The organism is Rhizobium acidisoli, assembly GCF_002531755.2.
Classification (GTDB): domain Bacteria; phylum Pseudomonadota; class Alphaproteobacteria; order Rhizobiales; family Rhizobiaceae; genus Rhizobium; species Rhizobium acidisoli.
On sequence record NZ_CP034998.1, the window covers coordinates 358,041 to 381,177 of the forward strand.

The 23,137-nt window shown below is 62.4% G+C and carries 16 protein-coding genes and 1 pseudogene; 11 read left to right on the forward strand and 6 right to left on the reverse strand.

From position 1 onward, the window contains the following. Nucleotides 1-128: 128 nt before the first annotated feature. Nucleotides 129-1,940, forward strand: a complete 1,812-nt coding sequence (locus tag CO657_RS01840) for a GumC domain-containing protein (RefSeq protein ID WP_054183703.1) — start codon at nucleotides 129-131, stop codon at nucleotides 1,938-1,940. 121 nt (nucleotides 1,941-2,061) lie between these two features. Continuing rightward, a complete protein-coding gene (gene folD, locus CO657_RS01845) occupies nucleotides 2,062-2,961 on the forward strand; it encodes a bifunctional methylenetetrahydrofolate dehydrogenase/methenyltetrahydrofolate cyclohydrolase FolD (RefSeq protein ID WP_054183702.1) in 900 nt (299 codons plus the stop codon). A gap of 3 nt (nucleotides 2,962-2,964) precedes the next feature. Here the strand turns inward: folD and CO657_RS01850 are convergent, their stop codons facing one another. Further along, a complete protein-coding gene (locus CO657_RS01850; protein ID WP_054183701.1) occupies nucleotides 2,965-3,990 on the reverse strand; it encodes a LacI family DNA-binding transcriptional regulator in 1,026 nt (341 codons plus the stop codon). 297 nt (nucleotides 3,991-4,287) lie between these two features. On the opposite strand from CO657_RS01850, the gene CO657_RS01855 reads away from it, so the two are divergent. From CO657_RS01855 to CO657_RS01880, 6 genes are all read left to right on the forward strand, one after another. Next, nucleotides 4,288-5,649 (forward strand): ABC transporter substrate-binding protein, encoded by a 1,362-nt coding sequence (locus tag CO657_RS01855; protein ID WP_054183700.1) that lies wholly within the window; start codon nucleotides 4,288-4,290, stop codon nucleotides 5,647-5,649. 187 nt (nucleotides 5,650-5,836) lie between these two features. Then, nucleotides 5,837-6,850, forward strand: a complete 1,014-nt coding sequence (locus CO657_RS01860) for a carbohydrate ABC transporter permease (RefSeq protein ID WP_012556623.1) — start codon at nucleotides 5,837-5,839, stop codon at nucleotides 6,848-6,850. Between the two features lies 1 nt (nucleotide 6,851). Next, the gene (locus CO657_RS01865) at nucleotides 6,852-8,015 is read left to right on the forward strand and encodes a carbohydrate ABC transporter permease (protein ID WP_012556624.1); all 1,164 of its coding nucleotides are present in this window, start codon (nucleotides 6,852-6,854) and stop codon (nucleotides 8,013-8,015) included. 34 nt (nucleotides 8,016-8,049) lie between these two features. Then, on the forward strand, nucleotides 8,050-9,702 hold the full coding sequence (gene bglA / locus CO657_RS01870) for a beta-galactosidase BglA (protein ID WP_054183699.1): 1,653 nt from the start codon (nucleotides 8,050-8,052) through the stop codon (nucleotides 9,700-9,702). A gap of 21 nt (nucleotides 9,703-9,723) precedes the next feature. After that, nucleotides 9,724-10,812, forward strand: coding sequence for an ABC transporter ATP-binding protein (locus CO657_RS01875; RefSeq protein WP_003588491.1), 1,089 nt, complete (start codon nucleotides 9,724-9,726; stop codon nucleotides 10,810-10,812). A 177-nt stretch (nucleotides 10,813-10,989) separates the two neighbouring features. Beyond that, nucleotides 10,990-11,343 carry a hypothetical protein gene (locus CO657_RS01880; RefSeq protein WP_037092480.1) on the forward strand — a complete coding sequence of 118 codons (354 nt, stop codon included), beginning with the start codon at nucleotides 10,990-10,992 and terminating at the stop codon, nucleotides 11,341-11,343. A gap of 78 nt (nucleotides 11,344-11,421) precedes the next feature. Here the strand turns inward: CO657_RS01880 and edd are convergent. The 5 genes and pseudogenes from edd to CO657_RS01905 form a co-directional block, all read right to left on the reverse strand. Next, nucleotides 11,422-13,244, reverse strand: a pseudogene (gene edd, locus CO657_RS01885) (phosphogluconate dehydratase). A 77-nt stretch (nucleotides 13,245-13,321) separates the two neighbouring features. Next, nucleotides 13,322-14,020, reverse strand: coding sequence for a 6-phosphogluconolactonase (gene pgl / locus CO657_RS01890; RefSeq protein WP_054183697.1), 699 nt, complete (start codon nucleotides 14,018-14,020; stop codon nucleotides 13,322-13,324). A gap of 10 nt (nucleotides 14,021-14,030) precedes the next feature. Next, on the reverse strand, nucleotides 14,031-15,506 hold the full coding sequence (gene zwf, locus CO657_RS01895; protein WP_003570253.1) for a glucose-6-phosphate dehydrogenase: 1,476 nt from the start codon (nucleotides 15,504-15,506) through the stop codon (nucleotides 14,031-14,033). A 134-nt stretch (nucleotides 15,507-15,640) separates the two neighbouring features. Continuing rightward, a complete protein-coding gene (locus tag CO657_RS01900) occupies nucleotides 15,641-16,936 on the reverse strand; it encodes an NAD(P)/FAD-dependent oxidoreductase (RefSeq protein WP_054183696.1) in 1,296 nt (431 codons plus the stop codon). A 9-nt stretch (nucleotides 16,937-16,945) separates the two neighbouring features. Beyond that, entirely contained in the window at nucleotides 16,946-18,382 is a 1,437-nt protein-coding gene (locus CO657_RS01905; protein ID WP_054183695.1) for a glutamine synthetase family protein, read from the reverse strand. Between the two features lie 87 nt (nucleotides 18,383-18,469). Between CO657_RS01905 and CO657_RS01910 the strand changes: the two genes are divergently transcribed. The 3 genes from CO657_RS01910 (at nucleotide 18,470) to CO657_RS01915 (ending at nucleotide 22,925) form a co-directional block, all read left to right on the forward strand. After that, on the forward strand, nucleotides 18,470-19,690 hold the full coding sequence (locus tag CO657_RS01910; RefSeq protein WP_054183694.1) for a BaiN/RdsA family NAD(P)/FAD-dependent oxidoreductase: 1,221 nt from the start codon (nucleotides 18,470-18,472) through the stop codon (nucleotides 19,688-19,690). Nucleotides 19,691-19,937: 247 nt separating this feature from the next. Then, a complete protein-coding gene (locus CO657_RS36575; protein WP_003588478.1) occupies nucleotides 19,938-20,081 on the forward strand; it encodes a hypothetical protein in 144 nt (47 codons plus the stop codon). Between the two features lie 312 nt (nucleotides 20,082-20,393). Then, nucleotides 20,394-22,925: a methyl-accepting chemotaxis protein gene (locus CO657_RS01915; RefSeq protein WP_054183693.1), complete on the forward strand. Its 2,532-nt coding sequence runs from the start codon at nucleotides 20,394-20,396 to the stop codon at nucleotides 22,923-22,925. The last annotated feature ends 212 nt before the right edge of the window (nucleotides 22,926-23,137 follow it).

Sequence of the window (23,137 nt, forward strand, 5' to 3'; positions counted from 1 at the left end):
GGAGAGATGCATAGTTCTTACACGCGGCGGTTAACCATTTCTTTGCCATGAATATTTAGACTGGCTTAATCATCTGCATCCGTGCGGATGAGCGAATTCGGCCATCATGTGCATGAGATGTGGCGCAAATGTACGATATCAGGGCCAGAAGCAGCTTTCACGATCGCCCAGCCACCCGGCCGGCGGCGGCCGCACCGGCGCGCGCCCACGACGATCGCTATGGACTGCCTGGGGGCGTGCCCCGGTCGAACCGGCCCGATATCGCGCCGCCCGAAGCCGAACTGCTGCGCGCCATCGGCCGCGCGCTGGAAGAGCAGCGCGCCAAAGCGGCGCGCACGGCGCCGCTGGTCGATCGCATCGAAACCATCCTCGGCAATCACCTGCGGGCGGCCAACGACATCGGCCATCCGCTTCCTCAGGAACTGGCGCGCGGTGAAGAACCGGTTGCTCCGACCGACGCGCCGCTGATCTCATCCGAACCGCTGGCCGCGCTCGTTAAGGAACCGGCCGAGCCTTGCCCGGTAGCGCCGCGGCGGCGTGTCGGCGGCAGCGCAGTTGTGATGACGGTCGCCGCTGCGACGATGATCGGAGCCGGTCTGCCGGTGCTGATGCCGGTTTCGCCGGCCCTCTACCGTGCCGAAGCAACGTTTGCGGTAAAGACCGATGCCGCCAGCCGGGCCGCCTTCACCGAGGCTGCGGCGAAAGGGCTGATGTCGGCACGGGTGGTTGCTTCGACGGTTGCCGCCCTGAAACTCGACCACGATCCCGAATTTGCCGGCCAGAGGGCCAATGCGCTCGGCGTTGCGCTCGATCTGCTCTCGGCGACGGGTGCTGCTGCCGACCCGGCCTCGCGGGCCGAGGCAACCTTGAAGCATTCGGTGGAGATCCTGCCCGATGCCGCCGCCGGCACGATCCTCGTGCGGGTGACGACCGGCGACAGCGGCAAATCCATGCGCATCGCCGCAAGGCTTGCCGAAGCGGTTTCCCCGGCGAACGGAACCGGCGGCAACACCGAAAGCGACGCCGCCTTGCGCAAGGCCTATGACGAGGCGAAAGCAGAACTTGCAGCCTTCACGGCAAAGAGCGGCGAGGGCAACGTCAAGGTGGCCGTCGATCTTCGCCGCCAGATCGACCGGCTCGATGCCGATCTGAAACAGGCCGACCAATCTATCCTGGAAGCCAAAACGCAGGCCGACCGGTTGAAAGCCGCAAAACTTACCGGCGTGCTCGACGGTTCTCTCCCCTCCGATATGCTCTCGCCGGCGCTGCAGGACTGGCGCGACAAATATGCTGTCGCCAGGACAGCGCTTGCGCAGCTTTCGGCCGAACTCGGCCCGCGCCATCCGCGGCTGTTGCAGCAGCAGGCCGAAACCGATGGTATCAAGGAGAATATGGGCAAGGAGCTTGCCCGTCTTGCCCAGGCCGCCAACGCCGCCGCCAAGACCGCCGTCGATGCGCGCAAGGGCCTGAACGACCGGCGCAACACACTGATTGCGCAAAGTCGGGATACCGGCGTCGATCTTGCCCGGCTGACCGAACTCAGCGAGAAGGCGGCCGCCGCGCGTTCGCGCCTGGACGATACGGCCTCCGCCTCGGCGGGCCCGGCCGGCGACGGCCATATCACTCTGATGAAGCCGGCGCTGGCAACGGCGGTATCGGCGCCCGACGGCCTGACCGGCCGCTCGCTGGCCGGTGCTGCCGCGGGTTTCGCCGCCGGTCTTGCTGCGGCTTTCCTGCTGCGCCTGCGTAAACCCGTGGCCGCAGCCGAAGAGGAAATGCCGCTGTCCCAAGCGCTGTCCAAACCGATATCTTCGGCACCGCCGGCATCGCACCCGGTCGCAGCCGAGGTCGAAGAGATGGAGGCGCTGCGCTCCGAAATCTCCGGCCTGCGCGACCGGCTTCTTGTTCATGGCCTCGACGCGCGGCAGCCGCTGCGTTGAACGAAACATTTCCTTGCATTTTTGATATTGCCTTGCTGCTTTCCGACAGGATAGGGCGTTAGCGGGCATTTGACGCTCGCCGACTATCCATAGATTGGCGCGAAACAGGGCGGAGAGACGCGTGACGACAGTAATCGACGGCAAGAACGTAGCTGCATCGGTCATTCAGACGGTCAAGAGTGCGACGGCAGCGCTGGAAAAGAGCAGCGGCGTCACCACCGGTCTTGCGGTCGTCATCGTCGGTGACGATCCGGCAAGTCACGCCTATGTCGGCTCCAAGGGCCGCATGGCCAAGGAATGCGGCTTCAAATCGGTCCAGCACACGCTGCCGGCCGAGACCAGCCAGGAGGAGTTGGCAGCCCTCGTCGCCACCCTCAACGCCGATCCGTCGATCCACGGCATCCTGGTGCAACTACCGCTGCCGAAGCCGCTCGACAGCGAGCCGATCATCCAGTCGATCCTGCCGGAAAAGGATGTCGACGGCTTGAGCATTGCCAATGCCGGCAAGCTTGCCATCGGCGACCTGAAGACCGGACTGGTCTCCTGCACGCCGGCCGGCGCCATGGTCTTCGTCCGCCGCACCCATGGCGAGGATCTCTCCGGCCTCAACGCCGTCGTCATCGGCCGCTCCAACCTGTTCGGCAAGCCGATGGCGCAATTGCTGCTCAACGCCAATGCGACGGTGACGATCGCGCATTCGAGAACCAAGAACCTCGCCGAGGTCTGCCGCAATGCCGATATTCTGGTCGCCGCCGTCGGCCGGCCTGAGATGGTCAAGGCAGATTGGGTCAAGCCGGGTGCGACGGTCATCGACGTCGGCATCAACCGCGTGCCAGCCCCCGAAAGAGGCGAGGGCAAGACCCGGCTCGTCGGCGACGTTGCCTTCCGCGAAGTCTCCGAAGTCGCCAGCACCATCACCCCGGTCCCTGGCGGCGTCGGCCCGATGACCATCGCCATGCTGATGGCCAACACGGTCATCGCCGCCCATCGCGCCGCAGGGCAGACCCCGCCACAATTTTGATTGTTAGGACTGCGGGGCAGGGCCGGTCGAAGCCCGGACGATCAGTTCGGTCTTCCAGAGCTCCTGTTCGGGAAAGGGGCCTGCCTCTTTCACCGTGCCGATCAGCCGCTGGGCGATGCGAACGCCGGCGGCCCTCAGCGAGGAGCGCGTCGTCGTCAGCGGCACGGAGAAATTTTCCGGCTTCAACAGCGGCAGCACATCGTCATGGGCGATCAGCGAGATATCCTCGCCGAGCCGCAATCCGGCCTGGTTGACCGCGCGGATCGCGCCGAGCGCCAGCACCGTGCTGGCGCAGAGGATGGCTGTCGGCCGCTCCGACAGCTGCAGGAAATGTTCCATCGCCAGCAGGCCTTGCTCGTCCGTCATCAGCGCATGGCTGACGCAATCCTCGTCGAGCGCCAGCCCGCGCTCGGCCAGCGCCGCTATCACGCCGTTCTTCCTGCGGATGGCGAAATCGAGATGCATCGGGCCGTTCATCAGCGCAAAGCGCGTATGGCCGAGCTGCAGCAGAAGCCGCGTCGCATCGTAGAAGGCGCCTTCATTGTCGATGTCGAGAAAGGGATAGTCGGGTTCCGAGCCGAAGGATCGCCCGTGCACGACATAGGGCATCGAGAGCGATTTCAGCATGGGGAGCCGCGGGTCGTGGCCGCGCATATAGGCAACGAACAGCGCATCGACATTGCCGCTGATCGCCAGGCGCCTGAGTGCTGCAACCTCGTCATCCGGGTCGGCCGGCATGATGACGAAGTGGAAGTCGTGGCGCACGGCCTCTTCGCCGAGCCCGGCCAGGAATTCGCCGAAATGCACGTCGGACTGATGGCCGGGCGCCGTCGGCATGACAAGGCCGATCGAGCCGGCCTTGCCGGTCGCAAGCCGCTGCGCCGCCTTGTTCGGGCGATACCCGGTTTCCTTGACTGCTTGAAGCACGCGCTCCCGGGTGGCCTCGTTGACCTCCGGATAACCGTTGAGCGCTCGGCTCACCGTCGTCTGCGACAGCCCCAGCAATTCCGATAGCTGTTTAAGATTCACCTGCTATGCTTCCTCCCGGCCCGCCCGTCGGCCGTTTCCAATAGGCCTGCCGCCTCCCAGTGGCATCCAAAGCGCTTTCAATTATGTAGCATCTGGCGCGCTTGACTCAAGAAAAATCGCTCCATATTTCCCGATAGTCGCTGCTGCAGCGCGAAAGCGGGCAGGTTTGCGGCGTGTTTTCGTGAAATGACTTGACTCCATTCCACCGAAAGTGGAATGAGTTGGGTGTCAAAGCGCTTTGAAATTTCTTTTAAAGGGAATTCGGCGTGGTTGGGATTGTGATGGGAGGTTGATCACATGAAAAAGTCATTGTTGATGGGCGTTGCCGTGGCAGCGCTTTTTGCCGGTGCTGCATCCGCGGCCGATCTGAAATTTGCCCCGGGACAGGATGCCAGGTTTAACTGGAAGAGCTATGACGAATTCAAGGCCGCTCATGCCGATCTGAAGGGTCAGCCGCTGACGATCTTCGGGCCGTGGCGCGGCGAGGACGAGGCGTTCTTCATGAGCGTTCTTGCCTATTTCACCGAAGCGACCGGCATTGATGCCAAATACTCCTCGTCCGAAAACTACGAACAGCAGATCGTCATCGACACGCAGGCTGGCTCGCCGCCGAACATCGCCGTTCTGCCGCAGCCGGGCCTCTTCGCCGACCTCGCCAGCAAGGGCTTCCTGACGCCGCTCGGCGACGAAAACTCCAAGTGGATCAAGGACAATTACGGCGCCGGCGACAGCTGGGTCGGTTACGGCACCTATAAGGGCAAGGATGGCAAGGAGGCCTTCTACGCCTTCCCATACAAGGCCGACGTGAAGTCGCTGGTCTGGTATGTTCCGGAGAACTTCGAGGAAGCCGGCTACAAGATCCCGACGACCATGGAAGAGCTGCATGCCCTGACCGACCAGATCGTCAAGGACGGCGGCGTTCCCTGGTGCATCGGTCTCGGTTCCGGCGGTGCCACCGGCTGGCCGGCGACCGACTGGGTCGAGGACATCATGCTGCGCACCCAGCCGCCTGAGGCCTATGACAAGTGGACGACCAACGAGCTGAAGTTCACCGATCCGGCCGTCGTTGCCGCGATCGACGAGTTCGGCAAGTTCGCCAAGAACGAGAAATATGTCGACGGCGGCGTCGCGGCCGTGGCCTCGACCGATTTCCGCGACAGCCCGAAGGGCCTCTTTGCGGTTCCGCCGAAGTGCTACATGCACCATCAGGCCTCGTTCATCCCGTCCTTCTTCCCTGAGGGCACAAAGCTCGGCCAGGATGCCGACTTCTTCTACATGCCGACCTTTGCGTCGCATCCCGAACTCGGCAAGCCGGTTCTCGGCGCCGGCACGCTCGTTTCGATCACCAAGGACTCGAAGGCGGCCCGTGCCTTCATCGACTTCCTGAAGACCCCGATCGCGCATGAGGTCTGGATGGCGCAGTCGAGCTTCCTGACGCCGTATAAGGGTGTCAGCACCGAGGCCTATGCCAACCCGCAGATGAAGAAGGAAGGCGAGATCCTGACGTCGGCCACCACCTTCCGCTTCGACGGTTCCGACCTGATGCCGGGCAAGATCGGCGCCGGCGCCTTCTGGACGGGCATGGTCGATTTCGTCGGCGGCAAGTCGGCTGAAGAGGCTGCTGGCGAAATCCAGAGCGCCTGGGACGGCATCAAGTAATCTTCCAAAATTATGCCGCCGGCTTGCCGGCGGCATGGCCTGCATGACTGGCCGGGTTCGCAAAGAGCCCGGCCATCGCAGGATATATTGTGATTGGGCAATACAAACAGATTGACGATGACCGGCGCTGACCCGTCAGAATAACAACCGGTCGCAATAAGATCAGGGGAAGCAGGGGAGGGACGAAATGCTGTTGCAGATAGTGTCCGCTTTGGGCGTCGTGGTCGTCGCCGTTTTGGCGTGCTCGGCCTATTTCTATTTTTCGAACAAGATCCTGGATCTCGCGCTGCCGGTCAAGGATGGCGACATCCGCGCCGCCTCGCGCAATCTCAACCGCCGTGCCCTCGTGCGGCCGTGGTTGTTCGTCGGTCCGGCGCTCTTCCTGCTCGTCGTCTATCTCGTCTATCCCGTCGTTGCGACCTTCATCCTCTCCTTCTACGATCGCGCCGGCGAACAATTCGTCGGCGTCGCCAACTATCAATGGGCACTCGGCGACCGCGAATTCCGCCAGTCGATCTTCAACAACATCCTCTGGCTCGCCGTCGTGCCGGCCGCCTGCACCTTTTTCGGCCTCGTCATCGCCGTGATGACCGATCGCATCTGGTGGGGCAATATCGCCAAAAGCATCGTCTTCATGCCGATGGCGATTTCCTTCGTCGGCGCCTCGGTCATCTGGAAATTCATCTATGAATATCGCGGCGGCAACGACGTCCAGATCGGCCTCTTGAACGCCATCGTCCAGACGTTCGGCGGCACGCCCGAGGTGTGGATCTCCGTTCCCTTCTGGAACAATTTCTTCCTGATGGTCATCCTGATCTGGATCCAGACCGGTTTTGCCATGGTCATCCTGTCGGCTGCCCTCCGCGGCATTCCCGAGGAGACGATCGAGGCCGCCGTCATCGACGGCGCCAATGGCTGGCAGATCTTCTGGCGCATCATGGTGCCGCAAGTCTGGGGCTCGATCGCGGTCGTCTGGACGACGATCACCATCCTCGTCCTCAAGGTCTTCGATATCGTGCTGACCATGACCAACGGCCAGTGGCAGTCGATGGTGCTGGCGAACCTGATGTTCAACTGGCTGTTTCGCGGCGGCGGCGATTCCGGCCGAAGTGCTGTTATCGCCATCATCATCATGCTCGCCGTCACACCGATCATGGTCTGGAACGTGCGCCGCGCCAACCGCGAACTGAAGGGCCATTGAGATGACCGCTGTTGGAAGCTATTTCAAGATCGGCCCCGCCCGTCTCTTCGTTCACGCCGCAGTTCTGTTGATCGTCATCGTCTGGCTGATCCCGACGCTCGGCATCTTCGTCAGTGCGCTGCGCGACAAGGATCAGATCGTCGTTTCCGGCTGGTGGACGGCCTTCGTCGGTTCGACGCAGACCGTCGCCGTCCGCCTGGGCACGCCGGACCAGCAGCAGCAGGAAGGCGCAACCTACGTCATCACAGGCAACGTGCTGGAGGGTCAGACCGGCCGTTCGGTAAAAGCCTTCGGCAACCGCGTGCAGCAGCCGGCCGCCTTCGAAGCCGGTCAGACCGCCGATCTCGGCGACGGCGAAAGCCTGCAGATCAACAGCGACGGCAGCTACCGCTATATGAAGAACGCTGCCTTTTCGCCCGACGAAAGGCCGCGGCGAATCTATGCGTCGGTTTCCGCGCCGCCGGAGTTCACGCTGCAGAACTACAAGACGGTTCTTACCGGCGAGGGCATCGGCCAGTCCTTCATCAATTCGCTGACCGTGACGATCCCGGCGACGATCATCCCGATCCTGATCGCCGCCTTTGCCGCCTATGCGCTGAGTTGGATGGAGTTTCCCGGCCGGGCGCTGCTGATTGCGCTCGTCGTCGGCCTGATCGTCGTGCCGCTGCAGATGTCGCTGATCCCGCTGCTGCGCCTCTATAACGAAATCGGCAACCTGCTCGGCCAGCCGTCCAAGACCTATCCCGGCATCTGGCTCGCCCACACCGCCTTCGGCATGCCGCTCGCCATCTATCTCCTGCGGGCCTATATCGCCGGCCTGCCGAAGGAGATCATCGAATCCGCCCGCGTCGACGGCGCCACCGACTTCGAGATCTTTACTCGCATCGTATTGCCTTTGTCCTTCCCGGCACTCGCCTCCTTCGCCATCTTTCAGTTCCTGTGGGTGTGGAACGATCTGCTTGTCGCCATGGTCTTCCTCGGCACCGACAAGGACCACCTCGTTCTCACAGGCAGCCTGAACGCGCTGCTCGGCTCGCGCGGCGGCAATTGGGAGATTTTGACGGCGTCGGCCTTCGTCACCATCATCGTGCCGCTGCTCGTCTTCTTCGGGCTGCAGCGTTATCTGGTGCGCGGCCTGCTGGCGGGTTCGGTCAAGGGAGGCTGACCATTTCCAAACGTGACTTCAGACAGGATATTCCATGAACGTGGCTTCCCAATCGATCTCGACCCCCGATAAGGACTGGTGGCGCGGCGCGGTGATCTATCAGATCTACCCGCGCTCCTACCAGGATTCGAACGGCGACGGCATCGGCGACCTGAAGGGCATCACCGCCCGCCTGCCGCATGTGGCAAGCCTCGGCGTCGATGCGATCTGGATCTCGCCCTTCTTCACCTCGCCGATGCGCGATTTCGGTTACGACGTTTCCGACTACGAAAATGTCGATTCGATCTTCGGCACGCTGGTGGATTTCGACACGATGATCGCTGAGGCCCATCGCCTCGGCATCCGCGTGATGATCGACCTTGTCATCTCGCACAGCTCGGATCAGCACCCCTGGTTCGTGCAAAGCCGCTCCAGCAAGACCAACGCCAAGGCCGATTGGTATGTCTGGGCCGACGCCAAGCCGGATGGCACGCCGCCGAACAACTGGCTGTCGATCTTCGGCGGCTCGGCATGGGCGTGGGATCCGACGCGCATGCAATATTACCTGCACAACTTCCTGACCTCGCAGCCGGATATGAACCTGCATAATCCTGAGGTACAGGACCGTCTGCTCGACGTCGTGCGCTTCTGGCTCAACCGCGGCGTCGACGGCTTCCGTCTCGACACCATCAATTTCTATTTCCACGATCCGCTGTTGCGCGACAATCCGGCACTTGCGCCTGAACGCCGCAACGCCTCGACGGCGCCGGCGGTCAATCCCTATAATTTCCAGGAGCATGTCTACGACAAGAACCGGCCTGAGAACCTTGCCTTCCTGAAGCGCTTCCGCGCCGTTCTGGAAGAATTCCCGGCGATTGCCGCCGTCGGCGAAGTCGGCGACAGCCAGCGCGGCCTCGAAATCGTCGGCGAATATACCTCCGGCAACGACAAGATGCATATGTGTTACGCCTTCGAATTCCTCGCCCCCGATCCGCTGACGGCCGAGCGCGTCGAAGAGGTGATGCAGGATTTCGAAGCCGCAGCACCGGATGGCTGGGCCTGCTGGGCCTTCTCCAATCATGACGTCATGCGCCATGTCAGCCGCTGGGGCGGGCTGGTCGCCGATCATGACGCTTTCGCCAAGCTCTATGCCTCGCTGCTGCTGACGCTGCGCGGCTCGGTATGCCTCTATCAGGGTGAGGAGCTGGCGCTGACCGAGGCCGATCTCGCCTATCAGGATCTGCAGGATCCCTACGGCATCCAGTTCTGGCCGGAGTTCAAGGGCCGCGACGGCTGCCGCACGCCGATGGTCTGGGACAGCCAGGTCGCCCAGGGCGGCTTTTCAACAGTCAAGCCCTGGCTGCCGGTGCCGGTCGAGCATATCCTGCGCGCCGTCAGCGTCCAGCAGGGCGACGAGGCTTCGGTGCTGGAGCACTATCGCCGCTTCATCGCTTTCCGCAAACTGCACCCGGCCTTTGCCAAGGGCGAGATCGAATTCGAGGAACCGCAGGGCGACGCCCTGGTCTTCACCCGTGAATGCGGCAACGAGAAGCTGCTCTGCATCTTCAACATGAGCCCGGCCGAAACCGGGGTCACTTTGCCCGGCGGAGAATGGCAGGCGTTGACGGGGCATGGCTTTATCAGCAACAACTATGGCGACAAGATCGATATTCCGGCCTGGGGGGCGTATTTCGCCCGTCTCGCTTAAGGATCAGCAGGGGAGAGAGACATGACTGGACTGACGCTGAAGGATATCCGCAAATCCTACGGTTCCGTGGATGTTCTCCACGGCATCGACCTCGATATCAAGCAAGGCGAATTCATCGTCTTCGTCGGCCCGTCCGGCTGCGGCAAGTCCACGCTTCTGCGCATGATCGCCGGTCTCGAGGCGATCACCGGCGGCGAGATGTATATTGACGGCCATCTCGTCAATGACGTGCCGCCCTCCAAGCGCGGCATCGCCATGGTCTTCCAGTCCTACGCGCTCTACCCCCACATGACCGTCTTCGACAACATGGCTTTCGGCATGAAGATCGCCGGCGAAAGCAAGCAGGAGATCGACCGCCGCGTCAAGGCGGCGGCCGAGAGCCTGCAACTGACCAAATATCTCGACCGCCTGCCGAAGGCGCTCTCCGGTGGCCAGCGCCAGCGCGTGGCGATCGGCCGCGCCATCTGCCGCGATCCGAAGGTCTTCCTGTTCGACGAGCCGCTCTCCAACCTCGATGCCGCGCTACGCGTCGCCACCCGCATCGAGATCGCCCGCCTGAACGAACAGATGGCCGATACGACGATGATCTACGTGACCCACGACCAGGTCGAGGCGATGACGCTTGCCGACCGCATCGTCGTTCTCTCCGCCGGCAATATCGAGCAGGTCGGCGCGCCGCTGGAACTCTACGAGCGCCCGGCCAACCTCTTCGTCGCCAAATTCATCGGCTCGCCGGCGATGAACATCATCCCGGCGACGGTCGCCGCGACCGGAAACCAGACGACAGTGACGCTGACCGGCGGCATGTCGGTGACCCTCGATGTGGCGACCGACGCTTCCGAAAAGGGCAAGCAGGCAAGCTTCGGCGTTCGTCCGGAGGATCTGAGGATCGCAGATGGTGCCGACTATCTTTTCGAGGGCGAGGTATCGATCGTCGAAGCGCTCGGCGAAGTGACACTGCTCTATATCGAAGGCCTGGTCCCGGGCGAACCGATCGTCGTCAAACTGCCCGGCATCTACGATGTGAAGAAGGGTCAGAAGATGCGTTTTGCCGCCGACAGGCAGAAGCTGCATCTGTTTGATGCAACCGGCCATAGCTACCGGAAATAAGGCGGCCAATTTTGGGGTGATGATCTGAGGAATTGTGCCTGACGGGCCAAATTCTCACTTTCTGTTAAAGATCGGCTGCTACCTTTTCCCAGTCAATTTAAGAGGGGGGATAAGCAAGTGGCCGCTTCAAATCCGTCACAGCCAAAGTCTCATTTCCTGAGCAAGGAAGAATCCTTCATGTATGACCGCGAGCAGCGGTTCAAGATGGAGGACACGATGAATGCCGCGCGCATCGAATATACTGAAAAGGGCGTCATGCACGCGGCTTCGCGCCGCTGCGATATCGTCCGTATTTCAATGAGCAGCGCGACGCTCGCGATCCTCACTCAGTTCAACCTGCCGAAGCAGTTCTATCTGGATATTCCGGATGCCCGCATCACCAAGGTTGGCTGCCTGCTAATGAAGGTCAACGCCAACAACACGATCGAAGTCCGCTTCCTGCGCCTCTTGACGCAAAAGGAGCTGAACAAGATCTTCGTCTACAGCACCCATCCGGCGCACCGCGACTACGTGCTTGATATCCGCGCCTAAGCGAGCGCAAGACTGATACAGAAAACCCGCGGGTGCTTCGTGCCCCCGCGGGTTTTTGTTTGTCTCCGGCAACGACGCTCAGTGGTGGAAGAGCACGCTGGCGCCCTGATCCGAAGCGCCGACGGCGCGGCGGAAGGGGCGAAGAGTTCGCGGCCCATGCCGAATTCATTGTCGGAGAGATCGACGGTTACCGGCTCGCGCTCGGCCATATCGGCCGCATCGACGAGCAGCTCGAGTGTGCCCTTGATTGCGTCCAGGCGGATGATGTCGCCCTCGCGGATGCGGGCGATCGGGCCGCCGTCGACCGCCTCGGGTGTCACATGGATCGCGGCCGGCACCTTGCCAGAGGCCCCCGACATGCGCCCGTCGGTCAAAAGCGCCACGCGGAAACCGCGGTCCTGCAGTACGCCGAGCGGCGGCGTCAGCTTGTGCAGCTCCGGCATGCCGTTCGCCTTCGGGCCCTGGAAGCGCACGACGGCGATGAAATCGCGGTTGAGCTTGCCCTCCTTGAAGGCGTCCTGCAGCTCCTGCTGGCTGTGGAAGATGATCGCCGGCGCCTCGATGATGTGACGCTCCGGCTTGACGGCGGAGATCTTGATCACCGCCTTGCCGAGATTGCCGCGCAGCATCTTCAGCCCGCCATTCGCCTGGAACGGCGTCTCGATGCTAGAGAGAACCTTGGGATCGACGCTCTTTTCCGGCGACGGCTCGCGCCGGACGGTGCCGTTTTCGCCGAGCCGGGCATCGACAGTATAGGCTTGAAGACCCTGGCCGAAGACGGTGCGCACGTCGTCATGCACCAAGCCGTGCTTCAGGAGTTCCTTGATGAGGAAGCCCATGCCGCCGGCCGCCTGGAAATGGTTCACGTCGGCAAGCCCGTTCGGATAGACGCGGGCAAGCAGCGGCACCACTTCCGAAAGCTCGGCAATATCCTGCCAGGTGAGCTGGATGCCGGCCGCGCGCGCCATGGCGACGAGGTGAAGCGTGTGGTTCGTCGAGCCGCCGGTCGCATGCAGGCCGACGACGCCGTTGACGACCGAGCGCTCGTCGATCATCTCGCCGGCCGGGGTGAATTCATTGCCGAGCGCGGTGATCGCCAGCGCCCGCTTGGCGGCTTCGCGCGTCAGCGCTTCGCGCAGCGGCGTGCCGGGATTGATGAAGGAGGAGCCGGGTAAGTGGAATCCCATGATCTCCATCAGCATCTGGTTGGAATTGGCGGTGCCGTAGAAGGTGCAGGTGCCTGGGCCGTGATAGGATTTGGACTCGGCTTCCAGGAGCTCGGCGCGGCCGACCTTACCCTCGGCGAAGAGCTGGCGCACGCGCGACTTTTCGTCGTTCGGCAGGCCTGTCGTCATCGGGCCGGCCGGCACGAAGATCGACGGCAGATGCCCGAAGGAGAGCGCGGCGATGACGAGGCCCGGCACGATCTTGTCGCAGACGCCGAGGAAGAGAGCGGCATCGAACATATTGTGCGACAAGCCGACGCCCGCCGACATGGCGATCAGGTCGCGCGAGAACAGCGAAAGCTCCATGCCCGGTTGGCCCTGGGTGACGCCGTCGCACATTGCCGGCACGCCGCCTGCCACCTGCGCCACGCCGCCTGCCTCTGCGGCCGCCTCGCGGATGATCGCCGGATAGGTCTCGAACGGCTGGTGGGCCGAGAGCATGTCGTTGTAGGCGGTGATGATGCCGAGATTGGGGATATGGTCGCCGGCGAGCGCATCCTTATCGGCGGGGGAACAGACCGCAAAGCCGTGGGCGAGGTTAGCGCAGCCGAGCACCGAGCGCTGGACGCCCTTGGAAGCGGCGGCGCGCAGGCGCTCCAGATACCGCTCGCGGGTTGGCTTCGAGCGTTCGACAATGCGATCGGTGATCGCAGAAATGCGTGCGTGAGCGGACATGGAAGATCCCTGCCTTGTTCGTTGTCTAATCTGTTTCGGCGGCTCTGGCCTGATATTCGATCCGGATTGACGGTCGATCAGGGAGCCCAGTAGATCTCGACCGGGGAAGTGGCCCGGCGCAGAATGGCGCGGATCGGCATGTCGGCCTCGTCACCGCTGCCTTCCGCCTTGGCGAGAACGTCTTTTTTGCCTTCGCCCTCAATATGGAGAACCAGGAGTGCGGCATCCTGAAGACTGGAGAAGGTAAAGGTCAGGCGCGGCTCGCCGGCCCCTTCCGCTTCCATGGTGATGATGCCGCGCGGCGTCGATGCATCGAGCGCCGTGGCAAGATTGCTGCCGCCGGGAAAGAACGAGGCGGTGTGGCCGTCGCCGCCCATGCCGAGGATGACGACGTCGAAGGGAATGCCGATTTCGGCGCTCTTTTCGGTCGCAAGCCGCGCGGCTTCCTCGACGGAGGCGGCCGGCTGGTAAAGCGGCACGAAACGCGCCGACTTCGCCTTGTTCTGCAAGAGATTGGCATCGACCAGCATATGGTTCGAGCGCGCATTGTCGGCCGGCACGAAACGTTCGTCGACAAGCGTGATCGTCACCTTGTCCCAGGCGATATCGCGCGTCGACAGCACCTGGAAGAAGGCCTTCGGGGTCGAGCCGCCGGAAACGGCGATGGACGCCGTTCCGCGGGCTGAGATCGCCGCCGAAAGCGTATCGGCAACCTTGTCGGCGAGGCTGCCGGCGAGATCTGCGGGGCTGGCGAAGGAATGCAGGGTCGATGCCATCGGTTTCGTCCTAGATATCGTCATGCCAGGTGCGGCCGTCGCGCTCGATCAGCGCGATGGCCTGGCTCGGGCCCCAAGTGCCGGCGGTATAGCCCTGCACCTGCTGGCCGGTGGTTTCCCAACCCTTCAGGATCGGATCCACCCATTTCCATGCCGCTTCGACTTCGTCGCGGCGCATGAACAGCGTCTGGTTGGAGCGGATCACGTCCATCAGCAGGCGCTCGTAAGCGTCGGGATTGCGGACGTTGAAGGCCTGGGCGAAGCTCATGTCGAGCGAGACGTTGCGCAGGCGCATGCCGCCTGGGCCCGGATCCTTGATCATCAGCGACTGCTTGACGCCCTCATCCGGCTGCAACCGGATGATCAGCTGGTTGGCGACGATGCGCCCGGCCGCCTGGTCGAAGATCGCATGCGGGATCGGCTTGAAGGTGATGACGATCTCGGACATGCGTCCAGTCAGGCGCTTGCCGGTGCGGATATAGAAGGGAACGCCGGCCCAGCGCCAATTGTTGATCTCCGCCTTGATGGCGACGAAGGTCTCGGTATTCGAGACGCCGCCTTCGAGCTCTTCCAGATAGCCCTTGACCGGGCCGCTGCCCGAGGCGCCGGCGCGATACTGGCCGCGGACCGTTGCCTGCTCGACATTGGAGGCATTGAGCGGCTTCAGCGCGCGCAGCACTTTCAGCTTCTCGTCGCGGACGGCTTCCGAATCCATCGACGAGGGCACTTCCATCGCCGTCAGGCAGAGCAGCTGCAGGATATGGTTCTGCACCATGTCGCGCAGCGCGCCCGCCGTATCGTAATAGCCGGCGCGGCCCTCGAGGCCGACCGCTTCAGCCACGGTGATCTGCACGTGATCGATGTAGTTGGCGTTCCACAGCGGCTCATAGAGCGCGTTGGCGAAGCGCAGCGCCATCAGGTTCTGCACCGTTTCCTTGCCGAGATAGTGATCGATGCGGAAGATCTGTTCTTCCTTGAAGGCGCGGCCGATCGTGTCGTTGAGCTGCAGTGCCGAGGCGAGGTCGCGGCCGATCGGCTTCTCGACGACGATGCGGGTCGACTTGGTGATCAGCTTGTGGTCGTGGATCTTCTGCGAAATATCGCCGAAGATGCCGGGCGCGACGGCGAGGTAGAAGGCGCGCACGCGCTCCTTGCCTTCGTCGAGCAGCTTCTTCAGCTGGTCCCAGCCGGTGTCGGTGCGGGCGTCGACCGAGACGTAGTAGAGACGGGCACAGAACTTCTCCACCTCGGCTTCGTCATATTCGCCCTTCTTCAGGTGCTCGTTCAACGCATCCTTGGCGAATTTGCGGTATTCCTCATGGGAAAGCGGGCTGCGCGAAGCGCCGATCACCCGGGTCGGTTCGGAGAACTGGCCCTCGATCTGGCGATGGTAGAGCGCGGGCAGAAGCTTGCGTTCGGCAAGGTCGCCGCTGCCGCCGAAGACGACGTAATCAAAAGGCTCAACGGGAATAATCTGGCTGCTCATGAGCTTGTCTCTCAATCAGGCTGGTTGGCGGCCCTTTTAATCTAATCGATTTAAAAAAGCCAGTGTGCAGTGCAATGAATCTGTCAGGCACCGGTTTTAGTGCGAATTTCCGGAAGAGGAAATGCGCAATCAGGCTAAAACTTGTCGCGAAGCGCAAACCACGACAAGGCGAGGAAAAGCAGCGGCGCCCGCATCCGGGCCCCGCCGGGAAAGGCGGGAATATCGAGCGACGCGAAGAGATCGAGATCGCCGGATTTTCCAAGCACCGTTTCCGCATAGAGCTTGCCACAGTAGTTTGACAGCATGACGCCATGGCCGGAATAACCGCCGATCGAGGTGACGCCCGGCATCACCTCGCGCACGAAAAGCTGGCGCGGCATGGTGATGCCGACAGTGCCGCCCCAGGCATGGGTGATCTCGATGTCTTTCAGATCAGGATAGATCTCGGCGATCTGCCGGCGGATATGCTCCGAAATGTCCCGCGGATTGTCCGCCGTATAGGCCTCGCGTCCGCCGAACAGCAGCCGGCCTTCGAATCGGCGGAAGTAACGCACGACGAAGCGCGAATCGGCGACCGCCTCGCCCCCCGGCAGCACGGCGGGATGCCGGTCGAGCGGAGCGGTGGCGCCGATGAAGGAGCGGATCGGCATGACATGGCTTGCCGTCACCGGCTCCAGATTGCCGATATGGCCGTTGCAGGCGATCAGCGCGCGGCTGGCGGTGATCGTTCCCTTATCCGTTTCGATCGTCACCTTGCCGCCGCCCTGGCGGATCGTCTTTGCTTTCGTCATCTCGAAGATCGCAGCACCGGCGTTGGCTGCGACCCGCGCCAGGCCGATCAGCAGCTTCAGCGGATGGATATGGCCGGTGCCGACATCGCGCACGCCGCAATAAAAACGCTTCGAGCCGAGCCGCGCCCGCGTTTCCGCCTCGTCCATGAAGCTGATGTGCGGATAGCCGTAGCGCTGCGCGGCGATTTCGGCGTTCTGGCGAAAGTCGCGTTCATAACTTGCCTTGTGCGCAACGTTCAGCTGACCGGGCACATAATCGATCTCGATCTGGTGCTCGCGGGCGAAATCGAGGAGATGGCGCTTGGCCGCCTCGGCAATGTCGAACAGCGCCTTCGAGCGCTGATAGCCGATCTTCTCCTCGAGCTCTTCTGGCCACCATCGCTGGCCGGTGCCGAGCTGGCCGCCATTGCGCCCGGACGCCCCGTCACCGAAGCGGCAGGCCTCGATCAGCACCACCGAGACGCCGGACTTGGCCAGATTATAGGCGGCCTGCAGGCCGGTATAGCCGCCGCCGATGATGGCGACATCACATGTTCTCGAGCCGTCGAGAGCGGCATAGCTCGGCCGCTCCCCGGCGGTTGCCTGATACCAGGATAGGCCCGGCGAGATCGGGCTCTGCCACGTCTCCTGCGATGCCATGACGCTGCCTCACACGTTGAGCAGAAGGAATTCCCGCTCCCAGGGGCTGATCACCTGCATGAAGGTCTCGAATTCGCCGCGCTTGACGCCGGCGTAGAGGCCGATGAACTGATTGCCGAAAATCTCCTCGAAAGCCGGCTCGTCCTCGAGCAGCGCCACGGCTTCCAACAGGCCGCGCGGCAGGTCGATCGAGCCTTCGTTGGCCGAATCCTCGGTCGGCGCCGTCGGCTCGATCTGCTTCATGATGCCGAGCAGGCCGGCGGCGAGCGAGGCGGCAAGCGCCAGATAAGGATTGGCGTCCGAGCTCGGCAGCCGGTTTTCGACGCGCCTGGCCTGCGGATCGGATACCGGAACGCGGAAGGCCGTCGTCCGATTGTCGTAACCCCAGGCATTGTTGACCGGGCAGGACATATCGGGCTGCAGGCGCCGGTAGGAATTCACATAGGGCGCCAGCATCGCCATCGCGCTCGGCACGAATTTCTGCATGCCGCCGATGAAATGGAAGAACTCCTTCGAGGCTGATCCGTCCGGATTGGAGAAGACGTTCTTGCCCGTTTCGATATTGACCACCGACTGATGGATATGCATCGCCGAACCCGGCTGGGCCTGCATCGGCTTGGCCATGAAGGTCGCATAAATGTCGTGTTTCAACGCCGCCTCGCGGATCGTGCGTTTGAACAGGAACACCTGGTCGGCAAGTTCGATCGGATTGCCGTGGCGCAGGTTAATCTCGAGCTGCGCCGGTCCCTCTTCATGGATCAGCGTATCGATCTCGAGACCCTGCTTCTCCGAGAAATGGTAAATGTCGTCGATCAACTCGTCGAATTCGTTGATGCCGGCGATCGAATAGCCCTGGCCGCCGAGGATCGAGCGGCCGGACCGGCCCTTGGGCGGGTGCAGCGGATAGTCGGGGTCGTCATTCTTGGCGACCAGGTAGAATTCGATCTCCGGCGCCACGATCGGCTTCCAGCCGCGGTCGTGATAGAGGCTCATGATGCGTTTCAGCACGTTGCGCGGCGTATAGGGCACTTCGCCGCCGTCGGAATCGACGATGTCGCAGATCACCTGTGCCGTCGGGTCGGTCTCCCAGGGCACGACCGAAAGCGTCGAAAGATCCGGCATCAGCTTCAGGTCGCTGTCGCGCGGCTCGTAGCGGAAGCTTTCGGTCTCCTCCGGATACTCGCCCGAAATCGTATGCCGGTAGATCGCCGAAGGCAGCGCCAACGAGGTGTTCGAGGTGAATTTCGAGCTCGGCATCATCTTGCCGCGCGGAACGCCGGCAAGGTCGGGCGTGATGCATTCGATGTCTTCGATGCCCCTGTCCCTCAGCCACCGCGCTGCTTCCTTCCAGTTCGCAACGCCGCGCAGAGACCCGGGGTCCGGGGGAGTTTTCTTCGAGGCGGGTACGTTTCTGGCAGGCTTCAGCGTCGTCTTTTTTGGGGACATGACACACCGGTTTGGTTGATCGTGGCGCCATCATAACCGGACTTTGCCAATTGGCGAGAGGTTGAGAACGTTGACTTTCGCCCTTTGATGGAAAAAGAAGGCGCTGTCTTGATCGGGGAAACAAGTTTGCAGCGCAAAAGCGACGTCATCGTCATCGGCGCCGGGGCGGCGGGCATGATGGCGGCCATCCGGGCGGGAAAACGCGGCCGCTCGGTCGTGGTCCTCGACCATGCAAGGGCGCCGGGCGAGAAGATCCGCATCTCGGGCGGCGGCCGCTGCAATTTCACCAATATCCATGCCGGGCCGAAGAATTTCCTCTCCGCCAATCCGCATTTCTGCAAGTCGGCGCTTGCCCGTTTCACACCGGCCGATTTCATCGCCATGGTCGACCGGCACGGCATCGCCTGGCATGAAAAGACGCTCGGCCAGCTTTTCTGCGACGATAGCGCCAAAGACGTCATCCGCATGCTGCTGACCGAGATGCGCGAGGCCGGCGCGCAGCTGCATCTCGGCACCGAGATCACAGCTGTCGAAAAGGTGGAGGCGGGTTTTCGCGTCTCGACCGGTGATGATGCTTTCGAAGCCTCGGCGCTCGTCGTCGCCACCGGCGGCAAGTCGATCCCGAAAATGGGCGCCACCGGCTTTGCCTATCGTCTGGCCGAGCAGTTCGGTCTGCCGGTGCTCGAAACCCGCCCCGGCCTCGTGCCGCTGACGCTCGATCCCGGCCTGCTCGAGGCCATCGCGCCGCTTGCCGGCATTTCCGCCCCGGCCGAAATCCGCCATGGCAGGACCGCCTTTCGCGAAGCGCTGCTGTTTACCCATCGCGGCCTCAGCGGCCCCGCCATCCTGCAGATCTCCTCCTATTGGCGTGAAGGCGACGAGATCGTCGTTTCGATCGAACCGGATATCGACATCGGAGCACATCTGAAGACGGCAAAGCAGCTGAATGGCCGCCAGTCGCCGCAGACGGCACTCGGCGATATCCTGCCGAAGCGGCTGGCTCAATTTCTCGTCGAGCGCGAAAAGATCGCCGGCAACATGGCCGACCTGCCCGACAAGGCGCTGCTGCGCCTCGCCGCGGCGGCGCAGAGCTTTACGGTCAAGCCGTCCGGCTCGGAAGGCTATCGCACCGCTGAAGTGACGCTCGGCGGTATCGATACGGCAGCGCTCGATTCCCGCAGCATGGAGGCCAAGGCCGTGCCCGGGCTTTATTTCATCGGCGAATGCGTCGACGTCACCGGCTGGCTCGGCGGCTATAATTTCCAATGGGCCTGGGCCTCCGGATTTGCCGCCGGCGAATATGCGTAAATCGAATGCATGTCGCCCGGAAGTGTGCGGCGATTCCGCGATAACGACATGCATAAAACAATGGGCTAAAGCGCGTCGCATGAATCAAATTTGGTGCGACGCGCTTTAGGTAATACCGATTCAAGACTTCTTAAGAGAGGTGCGCCATCCTGTCTCAATTGGCGATCTGCAAAGCTCTTCCTAAATAAGCTTTACCAGCAAGCCGTTTTGTTGGATTGTTGTGTCAGACAGAAGTGAGGTTTCGAGCATGACCAGAAACACACGACGCGCCCGCGCCATCGCAATTGCCGAGGCGAAGCCGAACGCCCGCATGGTCGCCCTGCGTTATCTGATGCTCGCAGCCGGCGCTACCGCCGCCAGCCTTGCACTGCTTCTTTCGCACGTCCTCTGATCCTGTCTTCAGGCCGCAATGAAGGTTGCGGCGCAACCGTGCTAGCCCGCGACGCCTCGGCCTACAAAATTGCAACTATTTCACCGCCTTGGCTTGATCCGTCGCAACCGCTTATCCGAAAATTAATATCTAATCTGACACAATTGCTCGCGATTATTTGGGCATCTCCAAAGTTGTTTGGAGATGAACTGGCAATGACTGCCGCCTGGCTTCCGGGTTCCCCAATGTAAATTATGAACAGCTCGATGTGCACCCGGCTGGCGCCAAATGGCCGCCTGCGGGAGGAGTGGTGTATGAAAGGCCCGGAACGCCATGTTGATTGACAAGATTCTTTCCCGATTCAGGATCAAGACGAAGGTCCTGATCTTCGTTCTGCCTTTCGTCGTCACCATTTCGGCGGTCGGCCTGACGGGCCTTTACGCCTCGGGACTGCTGCAGGGGCGGATGGAAATATCCAACAGCGTCTTGCAGTCGTTGAGCGGCTTCAAAGATCTCTACGGCTCGATGGACGATTTCCTGCGCGTCACCAGCCAGCAGGCGCGCGACAAGCTGCTTGCGGATCTGAAAACGCAGCAGGGCGTGCTCGATGCGACGCTGAACCAGGTCGGTGAAGAGGCTGCCGGCCGCGATAGCCTGGCCGAAGCGTCGCGCCGCACCAAGGACATATCAGGCGTCGTCGACAAGCTCTGGGGCCTGCATGAGCAGGAGCAGGCACTGCATGAGCAGATCGACGCAGCGCAAAAGAGCCTGATCAGCACCCGCTTTACGGTCTCTTATCAGGCCGAGGAATTGCAGACCGCGCTTCAGCAGGACGAGGGCGCCGCTACCATCACCCTTCGCACGGCCGACCGCCTCTTGAAGGGCGGCGATTTCCTCGGCACCGTCGCCAGCGGCTACAGCAAGCCGCAGACGCCGCAGGAAAAGATCGCCTACATCAACGAACAGATGCCTGCGATCATCAAATCCCAGCGCCTGATCGCCATTTCGGTTCCGACCAACCAGAAGAACGTCATCGACGCGCTGGCGGCAACCATCGACAGCATCAAGGCGATCGCGGCGATGCCCGCTCCGACCGATGAGAACATTGCCGAACTCGGCCGTCTCGTGTCGCGCTTCCGCCAGACCTCGACCTATACGCAGCTGACCGCAACGCAGAAGATGCGCGAGGCGACACAGCGTTTCGCCGACCTCGAGGGCCGTATCGGCCAGACCAACTCCGTCCTTCAGGATACAAGGCGTCTCGAAAATTCCGTCTATGCGCTGCAGATCGTGCTTTCCGATTTCCTCGCCAATTCAAGCAAGGACAATCTCGTGCGCCTGCAGCAGCAGGCCGGCACGCTTGGCAAGGACATGCAGGTGCTGATCACCAGCGCCAAGGGCATGGGCTTTGCCGAAGGCATATCGGGCGCGATCCAGCCGGCACTCGACGCCATCTCCGGCGGCGGCTCGAAGATCGTCGACACGATCGCCGAGCGTGTCACGGCCTATGCCGCAGCCCGCCAGGAGCTTGACCAGATCTGGACGAAGCTCACCGATTTCGCCGAGCTGCAGAAGCAGACGGCCGGCACCGAGCGCACCCAGGCAAACAGCATCTCCGTCATGACCACCGGTCTCGGCATTCTCCTGTCGATCCTCGGCGGCATTGCCCTGGTGCTGACGCTGCAGCGCCCGATCAGCCAGATCACCGCCGCTATGCGCCGTATCGCCGAAGGCGCGCTGGAGACCAATATCTCCGGCGAGCAGCGCCACGATGAAATCGGCGACATGGCCCGCGCGCTCGGCATCTTCAAGGAAAATGCCATCTCGAAGATCCGCATCGAGGAGCAGAGCGACGAAGAACGCGCCGCCGCCGAACATGAGCGCCAGCGCAACGACGCCGACAAGCGCGAAATGGATCGCCAGATCGAATTCGCCGTCAACGCGCTCGCTGCCGGCCTCGAACGCATGTCGCAGGGCGATATTTCGACGACGATCGAAACGCCCTTCATCGGCCGCCTCGAACAGCTGCGTCAGGATTTCAACGGTTCGATGATGCGCCTGCAGGCGACGATGAGCCAGATCCGCGACAATGTCGAACTGATCCAGGGCAACGGCAACCAGATGGCCCAGTCGGCCGAGGATTTATCCAAGCGCACCGAACAGCAGGCTGCCTCGCTCGAAGAGACCGCGGCCGCCGTCGATGAGATCACCGTCACCGTCCGCTCTTCGGCAGAACGCGCCAAGGATGCCGACCAGATCGTCCGCCAGGCCAAGCGCAGCGCCGACGATTCCGCCGTCGTCGTCAACAATGCGATCGATGCGATGGGCCGCATCGAGGATGCCTCGCGCCAGATCGAGCAGATCATCGGCGTCATCGACGAGATCGCCTTCCAGACCAACCTGCTGGCGCTCAACGCCGGTATCGAGGCGGCGCGCGCCGGTGAAGCCGGCAAGGGCTTTGCGGTCGTCGCCATGGAAGTCCGCGAACTTGCCCAGCGCTCCGCAGCCGCGGCGCAGGAGATCAAGGGCCTGATCAACAAGTCGACCAACGAGGTCAGTTCCGGCTCGCAATTCGTGCAGGAGACCGGCACGGTGCTTGCCAAGATCAGCGCCCAGATCGTCACGATCAGCCAGCATGTCGAGATGATCGCCCGCGCCAGCCACGACCAGTCCAACGCACTGCAGAGCGTCAATGCGACCGTCAACCAGATGGACCAGATGACGCAGCAGAACGCCGCGATGGTCGAGGAGACGACTGCCGCCAGCCGCGAATTGGCCGACGAGGCCGATTCCCTGCGCAGACTGATCCAGCAGTTCAAGATCGACGGCGAGGCGGCAGCCAGCCCGGTCTACCGCGCCGCCTGATCGTCACCCGATCTGACTTCAATCGAACGGCCCCGGCTTTATTCCGGGGCCGTTTCGTTTGCTGTCCGGGTCATCCCGGCCGAGGAGATTGCCGCTTTGCCCCTCATCCGGCTGCCGCCACCTTCTCCCCGTAAAACGGGGCGAAGGGGACAAGCCGCGACCTCTCGGTCCGTCGCCAACGTCTCGCAGGGCACGTCCCCTCTCCCCGTGAA